The sequence below is a fragment of the Enterobacter cloacae complex sp. ESBL7 genome (genome assembly GCF_041679625.1).
GTDB classification, from domain to species: domain Bacteria; phylum Pseudomonadota; class Gammaproteobacteria; order Enterobacterales; family Enterobacteriaceae; genus Enterobacter; species Enterobacter asburiae_B.
The window spans coordinates 1-15,427 of record NZ_JBGORN010000010.1 but is presented as its reverse complement, the minus strand read 5'-3'; the positions used below and the strand labels follow the sequence as shown (position 1 = coordinate 15,427).

Sequence of the window (15,427 nt, the reverse complement as noted above, 5' to 3'; positions counted from 1 at the left end):
CAAAGACTGCGAAAAAACAGCCTTCCCGTTACCGACATCTGGAGGGTTTCAGTAAACAATGGTCATGAACAGATGAGAACCTGAGGGAGTAACAATGATTATTGGCGTTGAACAAGCACCGGCGATCGTACTGACGCTGCTGGAAGAGAAACTTCATAACTGGCGGTATTCCGCCAACCCAATATGGCCGTCAACCTGGCCTGTTTTTAATCGGCTTATTGAACGTCATGACGAGATGGCGGTAGTGTACAGGGAGATCGCATCCGGCAACTTCACCAGGCGACAGTTCTGGATACTGATTGAGCAGATCATCCATGCGGGCAGCTTTGGCACCGATGCGCGTTTTGCAACACTGCGGGCTGATCATCAGGAGCTTGTCGGTCTGAATGACAACATCAGCGCCATGAGCATGCAACTGGCTGAAATGCTGGAACGACGCGCAGAGCTATGCGAGAACGGCCACTTTGGATGTGAACGCATGCTTAGACTCACTGAGCTTATCGATGATGCCGGAGAGGGTAACGGTCATTACCAGTCGTTTCTGAAGCCAGAATTGCAGCGACTCAATAGTTTCGATCTCCGCTACTGGCCTGACATTGCCGGGATCATTCGCTCGCTGGGGATGGAGGAGGTAGAGATAACATTTAAAGATGAAGCCACAGAGGCGATTATCAACGCCCGCAGGCCTTCACGGACGGATTTCTTCAGGGAGTTATTCGATAACATCAGCATGCAAAAAACCGGGGATCACTACGGATTACCACGAACGTTCAAACTCTCAGATGCAGCACTGGCGACGATTTGTAATATTACCCGCGACTTGCCACCTGATGACCTCGTTGACGCAGTTTACGTGAAACGAACCCACCATCGACTGCAAACGCAGGGCTTTAGCGCCGTATGGTGAAGTCACCCGTCCCATGAGATAGTCATTACCAGGTTTACAGAAGGGTCAGGCTTGCCCGACGTGGATTGGCCTGGCTTAAAGAGCGGGGAGATTACCCAGGTCTGTTCTTCTCCTGAAGAGTAAATATCGCCCTGTCGGGATACACGTTCTTCGGGAAAGACGCTGACTTACATCCCGTAAAAACGATATTATTATCCCGCTGCATCATTCCGCTAAATAATCGTTATCAAGACTACGGCTAAAACGCGCTGTAACGCATCAGGAGCGACGTATTCATTCCACCCACAGATTTCCACTGTAGTGATCTTCAATGCGGTTATACAGGCTTACAGGAAGTAACAACGGTATAAAGCACTACAACGCTCAATTGCTCATCAAATCGATTACGATTATTACCAGGATCACCACCTATTCTAATTCACTATAAAACGACTATTCTGTTCACCGAACAAGAAGGGCTATTATCACCAGCACGGATAATGCTCCACTTACAGGCATTATCAGTACTCAGATACAAGTATATCCCAAAAAGCTTTCAGGGATAACTGGTCACCGTAGTATCTGTAACTGACAGGTATCGTAAGGATTAATATCAAGCAGGCAGAACAATGCTCATAAAACTACTACAGGTGAGTTAACTGACTTAACGTTTAAAACGCTTATCACCAATATCGCTGTGATACTGCAATTCAATTACCCCCCCCCATACCTGCAGTTAAGACCAGGTGTATTTATCCAGTAGCAAACCGTTGATAATCACCTGCCACTTATCAAGTATGACCACTCACCTTAAAGGTTACGGTTAAGCAGTGATGATTATTAAATTACAGACGTCAATCATCTTCACTTTCATTCTGGTGGATATTAGCCAACAGGTATTCATGTAAATACCCATTACTTAATGCAAACCCATCAATTAATATTGAGCCTTCAGGAGTCAATACATTGACTGAATGTGTCAATGTATACCATTCAATTGTACTATCACCTTAGTGATTATCTTCAGGGGATAATACCCTCTTCGGTATGCTCCATTTACTGATAACACACCCTTGATTAATATCATCAATGATAATACCCCTTCTTTAATATATTAATACCAATCCAACACATTCAGCGTAGTGATAACATAGAGATAACCACGCCAGACAGTGCTTATCTACAGTAAACACCCCTGTCAGTTACTCTGGAATTATCCCGTGCAGTTAAAGACAAATAAATTACCAATTACGTAAAGTGAATTAATCAGAATTGATATCCATATCAGCATGTGCCGAAGAAGGCCGTGCGCCTGATTCTGAGCAATGAAATTAAAATATCAATGGGTAAGCCTGCCTGATGTCAAAAATGCTTCCTGATGCGAACCATGAGCACTGGCGGGGTAACAGTGTTAGTGTGCCAAAGGACATGTGAGAGGTTAAGCATGAACATGCTGATACTGGTAGTTTCAGAGGTGAAATCCAGAAATAAAGGGATTAAAAGGAAATAAAACAAGATAAAGAACAACCATAAAACCATGTCAAAACACTATAAAAACCTACATACAGACACAATCTTACCTCGAGATGACTACCAGATGTGTTTTTTAGTGACTTGCCAACCATGGTCATGATACTGTGTAGCTACGACAATCATTACGACGTAGTTTTATTAAAAGGTATTTAATAATGGCTATTCACTACAGCAATGACAGGAGTGACATCATCAGGAGTCGGGACCTGAGAGTGTGCGTTTTTTATGTTGACTGGCTAATGATTAATAGCAGAATTAACACCAGAAACGTTCCACGCCAGGATGCAGAAAGTTGCAGAAGAGAATTAAACCTGCTGATTAATCGAGCCATACCGGATAAAGAGCAACAGGCGATACTGTTGTCTGATATGGAGGCTGGGCGTGAAGAAAACATTCTCCCGCAGGAGAATTTTGACTGGCTGAGACAAGATGAACGAGCTGCATTATGGCTGTGGGCATATCTCTGTAAGGCTGGAGATTATACTCTTGGCATAAACCCACCCGCAAATTCAGACATCACGAAGAACTGGTATCAGCGCCTGAATCTGAGTGTCTCTCCGGTGAGTCACAGGGAGAGGGTAAACATCATTGCCACGTTATTTGACAGCATTATCATTCCCACGCCACCTGTGACACACCTTAAGAAACAGGTGATGGAAAAACTCAAAGACCAGTGGAAAATCATTTACAATAAACCTCAGCCATTAAAATGGTTGCCGGATGAAGAAGATGCTGTTCTGTGGGCATGGAATAATCTTCAGAAAGTACAGAAGGATAAAACGGGTTATATCAGCAACCTCTACATGGGTCTGAAAGCCCCGGGATTAACCACCTGGTTTACACCACTGAATCATGCTGAGCGTAATCTTGCGTTGCGTGCTGCACTGGATTTATGGGATGACGCACCGGACACAAAGCGTTTATTCCTTCTCAATCTGAACAAAGCCTGGAACCAGCAGAAATTACGCCAGTCCCGCACCGATAAAAAAGCACTTAACACGTACCTGAAGAACGAAACTAAAATGCGTCTGGACTTTATGGCTGAACGCAGCGGGGTTCGTATCAGCGATATGCTGGAAACGCTGATTAATGACCATTATCGTAAAACCTGTGGCGGGGAGTAAGCACCCGACGCCAAGAAAGGGCTAATGGGCTCATTATACAGACCAGAAACGACATTCAAAAAAATTTCAGATCTATATTACCCCTGTGAGAACGGCAGCAGAAATGCTGCCGTGTTGTTATTTCACTCACGGAGGTTAAAGTGTCAGATAAGAACAACCGGGGTTCAGATACCCTGAAGATGCCGTTATTCTCTCTCCTCACTGAATCCTCCTGCAATATATCCGCGTGCATGCCTCTCCCGCTACGATACGCCCATATTTCCTGTTCTGGTGTCAGGTTCGAATTCAAACACGGCCCGCCTTTTCATTCAGGCGGCTACCTATTGCCATTAACCAGGAGAGAAAAATGCATTGTCCAGATTGTGGATCGCCCGACATCCGGCTGCGCGGTGTGGGTAAAAAGACAGGTGGGGTGATTGGCGCAACCGCCGGGGGGCTGGCCGGTCTTGAAGGGGCCTCTGCCGGTGCGCTGATTGGCTCTGCCGTCCCCGTGGTTGGTACGCTGGCCGGAGGGCTCATTGGTTTTCTGTCCGGCGCCTGTGCTGGCGCAGTGGCGGGGTCTGTTGCCGGTGAAAAGCTGGACGGGACAATCTTTGATGAATATGGCTGCACGCGCTGCGAACATACCTTCAATGTGCCTTAACGCTCAGTGATATCAATCGTAAGCAGCACCGGGCACCTGGCCCGGTGGTTTCTGAAGCAGCACTGCATCATTTATGCTTCCGCGCCCCCGGCAAAGACGACAGGATGTGTCGTGAAAACATCGTCTCCCTTGTCTTAATATCCTCATATTCCTTTTCTTACAGCCACTTAACAAAAGCGTATTGCTGTCATGATTTTTATCCTACCCACCAGAAAGCGACGACATAACGTGGCTAACCGGTACGGCATAATTTTCCACAACATACAGGAGCATACGGAGAGCCTGAGGCTGATTTCATCATGAAAGAACAACACGATCGTTATGACCGGCTGGCCGTCAGGCTGTCTGTTATCATCAGTCGGCTACTGGCAGGCCATGCCCTGATACTGAAAACACTGGCTGATGAATTTGGTGTCTCAGAGCGTACGCTGCAGCGGGATTTTCAGCAGCGCCTGATTCATCTGGGTATTGAGTATTCCGCCGGGGCTTACCGCCTGGCCCGACGTCCACTCCGGCCACATTCGCCGGATACGTTCACCTTTATCAACAATACGGGTATTTCAGGGATCATCCCCACTCAGAACAGAAAACTCATCCGGTTGCTCACCAGCACATCAGGGATATCCCCCTGTCTTATCGGGCATGGCGGCTTACCTTCGACTATCACGCAGTCAGCACCATTTCTGCTGCTGGCAGAAGCCATTCGCGACCACCGTGCCGTCACGCTGCAGGTTAACGGACGCAGCCATGAAACCGTGGCGCCACACCGTCTGATCTTCCAGAGCAAAAACTGGTTTCTGGTCACCACCCGCGCCAGAACACTCCAGGTTTTCAGGATGGAAGAGATCAATGCCGTCACGGTCCTGGAAACCTCCTTTCGCAACAAACCTGAGCTTGATGCCCTGACAGCCAGCGAAGAGTTTATCTCCGCGCTGCCTCACTTTCGCTTCATCAGCAACGTTATCCACTCCTTCCGGAGCTTCCCTCCCGAAACCAATCACAGACTAAACGGAGTCAACTCATGAAACACATCACAGCCCTGCTGCTGACGGGCTGCGGACTGACGCTGGCATTGTTGCCTGCGGCGCACGCAGAGACACCTGACGCCCTGCGCGATGCGCATTATCTACGTTGCGCAAAGCCCGTCTTTTACGCGCAGACCCTGAACCACAAAAAGGAGGTTGAAATCTGCATCGTCACCCCGTCGGTGGCGTATTCATTCGGCAGGACCGGCGCGGAGCATAAGGAGATGGACATCACGGTTCCGGCTCAGGCGACAGGCTACGCGTACCAGAGCAACCAGGTTATCAGTCTGCAGGAATTTAGCGTCCGCAACGGCGATACCACTTACCAGGTATCAGCCGGAAGCAACGATGAAGGCAAACCCTTTGCCGCGCTCGATGTGTACCGGGGCAGTCCCGATACCGGAAAGCATCTGGCGACCATTGCGCTTGACCCGGACACCGTGGTTAACGACATCAGCCACGGATTGCAGTATGAAGGCATACCCCGGCAGGATAGCCTTTAACCGGTTTTACCAACCTTAATAACCCTCTGTTTATTCAAGGATATAGCAATGAACATTTCCTTCAAAGGCGGTGCGCTCCGCCCGGCACGCGCTTTGTCCGCGCTCTGCCTGTTGCTCTCGGTTGCAGCACTCAGCGGCTGTGGCGACGAAAAGTCAAAAGCCGAAAGCGAGTTTATCCGGGGCTGTAAATCCGGTGGCGGCACCACCGCCATCTGTGGCTGCGTTTACGACATCCTGCAGACGAAATACCCCCACGGAGAGTTGCTCAAAATGAACCAGCAGTACGGCTATGTCCCGCCGGGCTTTATGAACAACATGCTCAGCGCGGCGCAACAGTGTCGTAAGCAGTAAATGCCGGATGCTCACAACGTTACCGGTCTGGATTATTCAACAACAAAAGGAACCTGCTAATGGCGCTCGTCATTAAGTATTTCAGTATTGCTTTTGGCATCGCGCTGGTTGTGGTGCTGTTTAACGTTATCAGCGCCACCGGCGAAATTCGCAGTTTTGGTCAGGGGATGGGCTATCTGTTCTGGATGACGCTGGGCCCCGGGGCCGGTATGACCGCTGGCGCGGCTCTGCGACTGTGGCTGATGCCGGATGCGGTATACACCAGCGAAGGGATGACCGGGCTGCTCAAAGCCCGCCTGTTCTGGCTCGCAGGCCCACAGTGTATCGGCTGGCTGGCGGGACTGATAGCGGTGGGTAAGCAACTGATGTAACGCAACCAGCCATCATCAACACATTGACTCTGAAGGAGAAATACCATGCGATTAATACACGCCATCCTGCCCGCAGGATTACTGGCCTTTGCCATGTCGGCACAGGCTGTCCCCAATATGTGGAGCAGCGGCTTTGGTATGGGCGTCACCGAATACATCATCACCAGCCCGGAGAAGGTGATGCTGAATCTGAGCTGCACCAGTAACCCTGACGACCAGAACATTTTGCAACACCACGTCATGCTCACCCTGCCTGACGGCAGCGGTGCCGACTCACAGGATGAGAAAACCGCCATCACCGTCGTCACCGGTGACCAGCAGTTCCCGCTGCCGTCCTCTCTCGGCTGGCGTAACGGCGACAACGCCTGGCTGTCGTTCATTGATGCCATCAGAAAGACCACCTCGTTTGATCTTTACGTCAACGACAAAAAGGTGGGGCATTTTTCCCCTTCAGCCGGAAACGTCCACAAAGTGCTGGCTGATATGTCCGGCTGTACGACATTCACCGCCGAATAGCGCCAGCCCGGCACTATTACTCATTATTTTCAGTAAAACCCATCAAGGAAAAATACGCGATGAACGACATCTCCACCCTCAGCCAGCGACTGGCAACCCCAACGCTGAACTTCGTGCTGCTCACTGTCGCCACCTGCGGCGTCTGGCCGCTGCTCTGGCTGTACCGGAAACAGCTGATTATCAGCGATACCACAGGTTACCCGGTGAGCGGTGATATCTTCGTTATCTGGCTGGCCGTCTGCTTTGGGCTCGGGCGACAGTTCGGCGTGATGGCCTCACCAGACCTGGCAGGGTACGACACGGGCAGCGATACGCTGCTGGCTTTAAGCGGTATTCTGTCGCTCGCCTGTGGCGTGATGTACATCGTCTGGGCGTTTAAGGCCAGAGCCGCGCTGCGCCACTACGCGCTGAACACCTTCCGCTTTGACCTGAAAATGAACGCGTTCTACACCGTCGCCTTTAACGTCTTCTACATTACGTACTGTATCAACGACATGCCGCAGGCGCTGGCAAAACACCGGATTATTCATGGTCAGGCTCCCGTGCCGCCAGAATCCCCGTCACCGCAGTAACGCCTTTCCCCTCTTATTTACCCGGCAGGGGCATCAGTGAATGCCCCCATCCGTCCGGGTTCGTTCCCCCTGAGATTTAACTCAATGACATTACTGAAAATTGTGCTCAACGCCCTGCGTCAGGTGCTGACGTGGTGCGCCAGTAGCCGGGCACAGCAGTTTGTGGAAGACCACTTTCGTGAAGAAGGCTACGACGAAGACAGCATTTATATCGCCAGACAGACGGCAACCCTGCTCGCAGGTGCGTTAATCACGGCCCTGATGGAGCAGATACTGCTGCTTATTACCACACACTTAACCCACTGATGCCCTGCTCACTGAGTGGGGCATGTTGTTTTATGACGTTTAACAGGAGATGACGATGCACAACACTGGCGATACCCCACTACCGCCCGGTCAGTTCACCCGCGCTCAGGCAACCACCGTCACCACGCTGTACACCAACGTAACCCTCGAAGACGACCATGGGAGCCAGTTTCGGCTGGTCATTCGCGACAGTGATAATCAGTTGATCTGGCGGGCGTGGAATTTTGAAGCAAATGCCGGGGAATGGCTTAACCGCTATCTGCTCAGCCACGGTGTCAGAAAATCGTAAAAAAAGAGCCGGTACGGAGGTTACCGGCGGCTATATGACACATCACCCTGAACCGCGCGACACAAATCAGCAACAGCGCACGAAATGAATAACCGCGCCCGGGCTCACCGCCTGTGGCGCTTTTTTTATGCCGTTAAATTACCCCAATGAGGAAGACATAAATGACCGACAACACTCTGCCACTATTCACCCCTGAAGCAACCGTTCCTGTTGCAGCTCAGCATCAGATTGCCGCCACGCCCGTACCCGATGAGCAGCGCATCGACTTCTGGCCGCAGCACTTCGGCAGAATACCGCAGTGGATCACTTTAGAGCCGACTGTTTTCGCGTGGATGGACCGCTTCTGCGCAAACTACAACGGGGGCATCTGGCACTTTTACACGCTGAGCAACGGCGGTGCGTTTATGGCCCCGGAAGCGGAGAACAGTGAGCCGTGGTCGCTGTTCAACACCCTGAACGGCAACGGTGGTGAACTCAGCGCCGAAGCTGCCGGGATAGCCGTTTGCCTGATAGCGTACAGCCACCACGCCATGCGCACCGAATGCGACGCCATGACCGAACACTACTACCGCCTGCGGGACTACGCGCTGAACCACGCGGAATGCAGCGCCATCATGCACATCATTGACTGAGGTATGCCGCGATGGAACAACAGTTACCGCTGTTTGCCGCCGCATTACCGGCATCGGCACAGCAGACCATCCGGGAAGCCTTAACCCTGCTGGAGCACCAGCTACGCGAACCCGGTGCGTCGTTTACCTCCAGCCATGTCGTCCGCGACTGGCTGCGCCTGCAGCTCGCGTCACTGGAGCGAGAAGAATTTACCGCACTCTTCCTCGATAACCAGCATCGGCTGATAGCCCACGAAACGCTCTTTACCGGCACCATCAACCATACGCAGGTCCATCCCCGCGAAGTGGTGAAGGCCGGTCTGAAGTATAACTGCGCCGCTGTCATCGTCGCTCATAGCCATCCCTCCGGGGAGGCAGAACCCAGCCAGGCCGACCGTAAAATTACAGAACGCCTGCAAAAAGCGCTGGAACTGGTCGAAATACGGCTCCTGGACCACCTGGTCATCGGCGGCATGGAGATCACCTCGTTTGCAGAGCGTGGCTGGCTGTAGCACAACAGGAGTTAACAATTTGAAAATCATCAGCAAACGTCAGGCGATGACCATATACCGCCAGCATCCGCAGTCCCGGCTGTTTCGCTTCTGTACCGGCAAATATCGCTGGTCCGGCAGCGTCTGCCACTATGCCGGGCGGGAGGTGCAGGATATCAGCGGTGTGCTGGCGGTGTTCGCAGAGCGCCGTCAGGACCGCAACGGCCCGTATGTGGCCCTGCGTTGCGTCACGCTGAACTGAGTAAGGAAAATACCGATGAGCAGAATTATCTCCACCACAGTATATACGCTGGATGAACTCTCCGACGCGGCCCGCGAGAACGCCCGCAACTGGTATCGCGAACATGCGCTGAATGATGACTGGTATCAGAACGTGTTTGACGAGTTCACCGGCATCTGCAATATCCTGGGCGTGGATATTAAGCTGTACAGGATCCCTTTGCTGTCTGGCGGCAGCCGTCAGCACCACTGCATCTGGTTCAGCGGTTTTTGCCATCAGGGCAGCGGCGCGGCTTTCGAGGGTGATTATGCTTACCAACCGCAGGCCGTATACCGGATCAGGGAACATTATACTGAAGACGCTGACCTTCACCATATCGCCGATTTACTGCAGACCATCCAGTTGCACAACAGCGGCGAGCTTCGCGCCACGATCCGTCATCACGGCCTGCATATCCATGAATCCTGTATGACCGTCACGGTCGAACGCCACAGCCTCTCCGGGCAGGACATGACCACAGACAGTGAGGAGGCGATAACCGAAGCCATCCGGGCGCTGGCCCGCTGGTTATACGACTGGCTGGAAAGCGAATACAGCTGGCAGACATCCCCCGCCATTGTTGACAACGACATCATCGACGGTGAATACACCTTCACCGAATCCGGCCAGCGCTTCGGCTGAACGACATCACCTTTAACCTTTCCTTAATCCATTTTTTAGCGAGGCTTAACCATGCCAGATATCCCGGCTACAAATGACAACATGGACGCACCGCGATGGGGGCTTCAGCGCGAGATTACCCCGTGTTTTGGCGCCCGCCTGGTACAGGAGGGCAACCGGCTGCATTACCTGGCCGACCGCGCCAGTATCAACGGAACCTTCAGCGATGCGGATTTACGCCATCTCGACCAGGCGTTTCCGCTGCTGCTCAAACAACTTGAACTGATGCTGGTTTCCGGTGAACTCAATCCCCGACACCAGCACTGCGTTACGCTCTACGCAAAAGGGCTGACCTGCGACGCCGACAGCCTCGGCTCGCATGGTTACGTGTACCTGGCGATTTATCCGACCCCAATAACAACTTCGTAAACCTTCTTACTACTTACCCTCGTTTTACCCATCTACAAAGAGATCCCACGATGAGAATTTATCCTGTTTCCGCAAAACGGGCCGCTGAGATTGAGCGGTTATCGCCTGTGTCACCGATTACCGTGTGGCAGCGCCTCCTGACATACCTGCTGGAACGTCATTATGGCCTGACGCTCAACGATACGCCGTTTGGCGATGACGGCACCATTCAGGAATGCATTGATGCCGGTGATTCGCTGCTTGACGCCCTGAACGAAGTGGTTGAAGACGACGAGCTGGAGCGTACTGATAACCGGGGAAAATCACTTCTGTTCAGCTCGTCGCTGCTCACATCCACAGATATCCGGAACGCCCAGAAAGCCGTGGGTCTGGCAGGCAACAGCGCCTCCCTCATTATCAGCGGTCAGTCGTCAGCCAGAAGCTAACGCCCGCCATCACACCTTCGTCTGGTACAGGCGATCCGCCGTGCCAGTATCCGTTGTTGTAACGGCTGGCGCGGCCTTATTAATGGAGTAAACCCAATGCAAACCCAGGCACTATCCCAAACGCGGGAGGCTTCACCACGCCCGTCTCCCTTGGAGATCTGGCAGCAGCTTCTGAGCCACCTGCTGGATCGTCACTACGCTCTGACGCTCAACGACACACCTTTCGGCAACGATGGCGTAATTCAGGAGCATATCGACGCTGGTATCTCACTGTGCGACGCAGTGAATTTTATCGTGGAGAAATACGATCTGGTACGCACCGATCGTCGCGGTTTTAACGCAGAAACACAGTCGCCGCTTCTCACCAGTATCGATATTCTCCGCGCCCGCAAAGCCACCGGGCTGATGACCCGCAGCGGGTATAAAGCCGTTACCGACATCACCACCGGTAAATACAGCGGGGAGGTCCTGTGAAGCTGTCCGTTAACGTGGAAGCCGACGCCATCAACGTTCTGGCTCTCAACATGGGCCGGATCGTCGTTGATATTGATGGCATTGAATTATCTGAACTGATCGCCGCAGTAAACCAGAATGGCTGCACGCTGCGGATCGCCGATGAGCCGGGTACTGCAATCGTTGAATCACCACTGCCCCCCTGTACGTCATTACCGGGGATCTGCTGCAGCACCGCGCACATCACGGCGGAAGACAATTCGCTGCTGTATGCACTGTCACATCAGGATCTGGATTTTGGCGAGTCTGAATGGATCCATTATTCGGGCTCCGGCTATCTGCTTCGACTGGAGGCGTGGTCGTTTCCGGTATTGCGGTTAAAACGTCTCGGACTGTCAAAAGCCTGCCGCCGGTTAGTCGTGACGCTTATGCGTCGCTACGCCGTTGGTATTATTCATCTGGATGCCTTTGGGGAACTGCTACCCGACTTTGCCACTTTTGACTGGTAACCCAGCCTCAATCACCACAAGGCGTTCCCATGCCAGAATTAACCACCGAAGCGGCACTCAACATTCTGATTGGCTGGCTGCAGGACAACATCGATTGTGGCAGCGAGATGATTTTTGACAACGACGAGGACAACACCGATTCAGCAGTGCTGTTGCCCTGGATTGAACGTGCGCGTCAGGACGTTCGCGATTTCCGCCATCTGCAGCTTCTGCAAAAGGCCGGAACAGATTAACCCCTGTCCGAACTCATTACACACGCATAAGCGCCAGCCCTCACCGGCTGGTGCTTTGCTTTATATAAAGGAAATAAAAATGATGTCAGACCTTACTCTCACCGAACCCGAAGTATTAACCGGCCACGCAGACGTGATTTGCTCCACCAGCATTGAGCGTATTGTCACGGGACGTAATACCGCGATTGCACAGATTGAAACGCTGATACAACAACTTGACGATATCTCGACACTAACTGGCAGCATCGGCGGCGGAAAAGCCAATGAATGGGGAGTGCGGCAATACCGTTACGACTGCTGGCTGATGGAGAAAACAGACGTGGCGATGAAGGCCATTACACGCAATATCGATCGCGGTATATGGCGAGATTTGATGCAAAAGTCCGGGATGCTTTCGCTCATGGACGCTCAGGCGCGTGATGAGTGGTACAACAGCCTGGAAAAGGACGATATTCCGGCGGTCAGCGAAGCGAACATCCTGAGCACGTTCGAGCAACTGCATTTGAACAAGGGTGAGGTGTTTGAGCGGGGAGTCATTAACGTCTTCAAAGGCTTAAGCTGGAATTTCAAGACAAATAGCCCCTGTATGTTTGGCGCGAAAATAATAGTGACGGGGCTGGTCAAATATGACCGGTGGGGATTTGGGCTTAGCTGGGGCTGGCAGCGTGACCGGCTGGCAGACCTTGAGCGCATGCTGATGCTTCTGGATGGCAAGCCGGTTCCCGATAACCGCGCTGACGTTACCCGTCGTCTCGGCGATCATATCCATGCTAACAGGCACAGCACCCGCTATGAAGATGAGATGTTTGCGATCAAATACTTTCAGAAAGGAACGGCTCATATCACCTTTAAGCGGCCGGAGCTGGTCGATAAGCTCAATGACATCATCGCCCGGCACTATCCGGGGGCACTACCATCCTAAACTTGATGTAGAATAAGAAGGTCGGTAGTTGGCTTCCTGATTTGGTCATCCAACTTGTGTGGTTTGCCGCTGAAATGAAGCGAAGCGAATTTTGTATAGCAATGTGTATAGGGTTTGTTTTGTTGTTTTTTAACGCGTTGAAATTGTTTCAATTATTTGGCTGTATTCTATTCCCTTCGCCCGCTCCAGCTTTTCCTGATGTTTTCTTCCTCTGATTGTTTTTACCCCGTCCACGCTTTTCCATACAGATATCGTCATGCTGTTGATCGATAACTTCAAAGACGTTATCGCGCGAGCCCCGATATTCAGCACTGAAATATCAGACTCCATCAGAGTTTGCAGCACGATGAGTGTAACGGGTAATTTAATAAGCACTACTCGCTGACGTTTACATCTCATTATTGGGAAGGTTAGTTAATATTTTGTGAAAGAAGGAACCATGATCGAATAATAAAACTTTCAGAAACTACACTCTTCTTTATCACGGATTTTTATTTTTTTAGACTTAACGCAAATATTACTACCAATTATAGTAGCCCTCTTTTTGAGACTATTCTCTATTGCGCCAGAGCTGGCATAATTAAGAAAACCAAAAAATATTATCCTTTTATATGCGCTATTACAGCAAAGCGGTCTTTTTTTGCTCGTTATTTTTTTGCTCTCTGAGCCATGCAGCCCCCCTTACTCCTGCTGACCGGGACACCGTGCGTCAGCAGCAGGAGGAACTGTTATTACAGAACCAGCAACAGCGTGAAGAGCTGGAGCGGAGCATCCCTCGCCCCGTGCATGACAGGCCTCTGCCTGCAGCCGGCACCGGGCCCTGCTTCACCATTGATACCATTACCCTTTCCGGCACGACCCTCATTTCCCCGAAAACCCGGCAGGCCCTTGTTGCGCCGTGGCAGGGCCGGTGTCTGGATATGGCGAAAATAACGGAGCTTCTCGCCCGTATTTCTGACTGGTATATCAGCCGGGGATATATCACCAGCCGCGCCTTTCTTACCGAGCAGGATCTCTCCGGCGGTCAGCTGAATATTGTGGTGCTGGAAGGACGGCTGGAAGCGATCCGTCTGGAAGGTGAAACGCCGCGCATGCTGAAAATGGCGTTTCCGGGACGGACAGGCGGCATCCTTAATTTACGCGATATCGAACAGGGGATGGAGCAAATTAACCGTTTGCGCGCCGAGCCGGTGCAGATTGAAATTCTGCCGGGAACGCAGGCCGGATATTCCATCGTTAATCTCACGGGCAAGCCGGAATTTCCGTTAAGTGCATCCGTGAGCCTGGATAATAGCGGGCAGAAGAGCACCGGTGAAAACCAGCTTAACGGCGTGCTCACCGCCAATAATATGCTGGGGCTGGCGGATAAATGGTTTGTCAGCGGCGGGCGCAGCAGCGATTTTGCCAGCGCGTACGATGCGCAGAATTTCCAGGCGGGCGTCAGCGTGCCGTCTGGCTACGGCCTGCTGGACTACAGCTACGCCTGGAGTAACTACCGGACCACCATCAGTAACCAGGGGTTCAACTGGCTCTCCACGGGCGATACGAAAACCCACCGCCTTAACGCGTCCTGGGTGGTTTTCCGCAACGGGAATGTCAAAACCGGCATTGCGGCGGGCGTGGTTCAGCGCTCCAGCCGCAACTGGCTGAACGACGCGCCGCTTAAGAGCAGCACGCGCAACCTCTCGAGCCTGGTCCTGGGAATTACCCACACGCAAAAAATGCTGGGCGGCGTGGCGACCTTCAACCCGACCTGGAGCCACGGCATGCCGTGGTTCAATGCCGAAACCGACGAAAATAAATCCGGGGATATGCCGCGGGCGGAATTCCGTAAATGGAGCCTGAACGCCAGCTTCCAGCGTCCTGTTGCCCGTAACGCGTGGTGGCTGACCAGCGCCTACGGCCAGTGGTCGCCCGACCGGCTGTACGGCGCCGAGCGCCTGACGCTCGGCGGGGAAAGCTCCGTACGCGGTTTTAAAGAGCAGTACCTGTCCGGGGACAACGGCGGCTACTGGCGTAACGAGCTGGGGTATTCCCTCTTCACCCTCCCGGTGATTGGCGCGGTAAGCGCAACGGTCGCCGTTGACGGCGGCTGGCTGGAAAAAGACCGTCAGGACCGCTTTGCCTCCGGCACGCTGTGGGGCGGTTCGGTGGGGCTGAGCAGCGCAGGACGCGGGTACAGCAGCCAGATTTCGGTCGGTACGCCGCTGCGCTACCCCGACTGGCTCGGCCCGGATCATGTGAGCGTTAACTGGCGCATTGCCTTCATGCTTTAAGAGACTCTACGACTATGGATACCCGTCACCCACCCGTTCGTTTCTCGCAGCGTCTGAT

At 52.4% G+C, this 15,427-nt stretch carries 22 protein-coding genes; all 22 read left to right on the top strand.

Annotated features, from left to right (window positions below; genetic code table 11):
- The first annotated feature begins 94 nt into the window (after window positions 1-94).
- The 22 genes from ACERY3_RS21340 to ACERY3_RS21235 all read left to right on the top strand — a co-directional run bounded on the left by ACERY3_RS21340 (window position 95) and on the right by ACERY3_RS21235 (window position 15,369).
- Window positions 95-907, top strand: a complete 813-nt coding sequence (locus ACERY3_RS21340) for a hypothetical protein (protein ID WP_373226445.1) — start codon at window positions 95-97, stop codon at window positions 905-907.
- A gap of 1,667 nt (window positions 908-2,574) precedes the next feature.
- Complete coding sequence (locus ACERY3_RS21335; protein WP_373226444.1) at window positions 2,575-3,543, top strand: hypothetical protein; 969 nt, start codon at window positions 2,575-2,577, stop codon at window positions 3,541-3,543.
- A gap of 346 nt (window positions 3,544-3,889) precedes the next feature.
- Window positions 3,890-4,186 (top strand): hypothetical protein, encoded by a 297-nt coding sequence (locus ACERY3_RS21330; protein ID WP_373226442.1) that lies wholly within the window; start codon window positions 3,890-3,892, stop codon window positions 4,184-4,186.
- 299 nt (window positions 4,187-4,485) lie between these two features.
- Entirely contained in the window at window positions 4,486-5,211 is a 726-nt protein-coding gene (locus ACERY3_RS21325; RefSeq protein ID WP_373226440.1) for a helix-turn-helix transcriptional regulator, read from the top strand.
- Entirely contained in the window at window positions 5,208-5,714 is a 507-nt protein-coding gene (locus ACERY3_RS21320; RefSeq protein WP_373226438.1) for a hypothetical protein, read from the top strand. The genes ACERY3_RS21325 and ACERY3_RS21320 overlap by 4 nt, the downstream gene beginning before the upstream one ends.
- A 48-nt stretch (window positions 5,715-5,762) precedes the next feature.
- The gene (locus ACERY3_RS21315) at window positions 5,763-6,065 is read left to right on the top strand and encodes a hypothetical protein (protein ID WP_373226437.1); all 303 of its coding nucleotides are present in this window, start codon (window positions 5,763-5,765) and stop codon (window positions 6,063-6,065) included.
- Between the two features lie 59 nt (window positions 6,066-6,124).
- Complete coding sequence (locus ACERY3_RS21310; RefSeq protein ID WP_373226436.1) at window positions 6,125-6,436, top strand: hypothetical protein; 312 nt, start codon at window positions 6,125-6,127, stop codon at window positions 6,434-6,436.
- A 45-nt stretch (window positions 6,437-6,481) separates the two neighbouring features.
- Window positions 6,482-6,952: a hypothetical protein gene (locus tag ACERY3_RS21305; RefSeq protein WP_373226435.1), complete on the top strand. Its 471-nt coding sequence runs from the start codon at window positions 6,482-6,484 to the stop codon at window positions 6,950-6,952.
- Between the two features lie 59 nt (window positions 6,953-7,011).
- Window positions 7,012-7,524, top strand: coding sequence for a DUF4234 domain-containing protein (locus tag ACERY3_RS21300; RefSeq protein WP_373226434.1), 513 nt, complete (start codon window positions 7,012-7,014; stop codon window positions 7,522-7,524).
- Between the two features lie 84 nt (window positions 7,525-7,608).
- Window positions 7,609-7,830: a hypothetical protein gene (locus tag ACERY3_RS21295; protein ID WP_373226433.1), complete on the top strand. Its 222-nt coding sequence runs from the start codon at window positions 7,609-7,611 to the stop codon at window positions 7,828-7,830.
- Between the two features lie 55 nt (window positions 7,831-7,885).
- The gene (locus ACERY3_RS21290) at window positions 7,886-8,119 is read left to right on the top strand and encodes a DUF905 family protein (protein WP_373226432.1); all 234 of its coding nucleotides are present in this window, start codon (window positions 7,886-7,888) and stop codon (window positions 8,117-8,119) included.
- Between the two features lie 161 nt (window positions 8,120-8,280).
- Window positions 8,281-8,751 (top strand): antirestriction protein, encoded by a 471-nt coding sequence (locus ACERY3_RS21285; RefSeq protein WP_373226430.1) that lies wholly within the window; start codon window positions 8,281-8,283, stop codon window positions 8,749-8,751.
- An 11-nt stretch (window positions 8,752-8,762) separates the two neighbouring features.
- The gene (radC, locus tag ACERY3_RS21280) at window positions 8,763-9,242 is read left to right on the top strand and encodes a DNA repair protein RadC (RefSeq protein WP_373226428.1); all 480 of its coding nucleotides are present in this window, start codon (window positions 8,763-8,765) and stop codon (window positions 9,240-9,242) included.
- Window positions 9,243-9,261: 19 nt separating this feature from the next.
- A complete protein-coding gene (locus ACERY3_RS21275) occupies window positions 9,262-9,483 on the top strand; it encodes a DUF987 domain-containing protein (RefSeq protein WP_373226427.1) in 222 nt (73 codons plus the stop codon).
- Window positions 9,484-9,498: 15 nt separating this feature from the next.
- Window positions 9,499-10,143 carry an antitoxin of toxin-antitoxin stability system gene (locus ACERY3_RS21270; protein WP_373226426.1) on the top strand — a complete coding sequence of 215 codons (645 nt, stop codon included), beginning with the start codon at window positions 9,499-9,501 and terminating at the stop codon, window positions 10,141-10,143.
- Window positions 10,144-10,194: 51 nt separating this feature from the next.
- On the top strand, window positions 10,195-10,551 hold the full coding sequence (locus ACERY3_RS21265; RefSeq protein ID WP_373226425.1) for a type IV toxin-antitoxin system YeeU family antitoxin: 357 nt from the start codon (window positions 10,195-10,197) through the stop codon (window positions 10,549-10,551).
- Between the two features lie 50 nt (window positions 10,552-10,601).
- A complete protein-coding gene (locus tag ACERY3_RS21260; protein ID WP_373226423.1) occupies window positions 10,602-10,976 on the top strand; it encodes a TA system toxin CbtA family protein in 375 nt (124 codons plus the stop codon).
- A 96-nt stretch (window positions 10,977-11,072) separates the two neighbouring features.
- Window positions 11,073-11,450, top strand: coding sequence for a TA system toxin CbtA family protein (locus ACERY3_RS21255; protein WP_373226422.1), 378 nt, complete (start codon window positions 11,073-11,075; stop codon window positions 11,448-11,450).
- Window positions 11,447-11,938 (top strand): DUF5983 family protein, encoded by a 492-nt coding sequence (locus ACERY3_RS21250; protein ID WP_373226420.1) that lies wholly within the window; start codon window positions 11,447-11,449, stop codon window positions 11,936-11,938. The genes ACERY3_RS21255 and ACERY3_RS21250 overlap by 4 nt, the downstream gene beginning before the upstream one ends.
- 29 nt (window positions 11,939-11,967) lie before the next feature.
- A complete protein-coding gene (locus ACERY3_RS21245; RefSeq protein ID WP_048796333.1) occupies window positions 11,968-12,171 on the top strand; it encodes a DUF957 domain-containing protein in 204 nt (67 codons plus the stop codon).
- 82 nt (window positions 12,172-12,253) lie between these two features.
- A complete protein-coding gene (locus ACERY3_RS21240; RefSeq protein WP_373226483.1) occupies window positions 12,254-13,093 on the top strand; it encodes a DUF4942 domain-containing protein in 840 nt (279 codons plus the stop codon).
- Between the two features lie 611 nt (window positions 13,094-13,704).
- Complete coding sequence (locus ACERY3_RS21235) at window positions 13,705-15,369, top strand: ShlB/FhaC/HecB family hemolysin secretion/activation protein (RefSeq protein ID WP_373226419.1); 1,665 nt, start codon at window positions 13,705-13,707, stop codon at window positions 15,367-15,369.
- Window positions 15,370-15,427 lie beyond the last annotated feature (58 nt).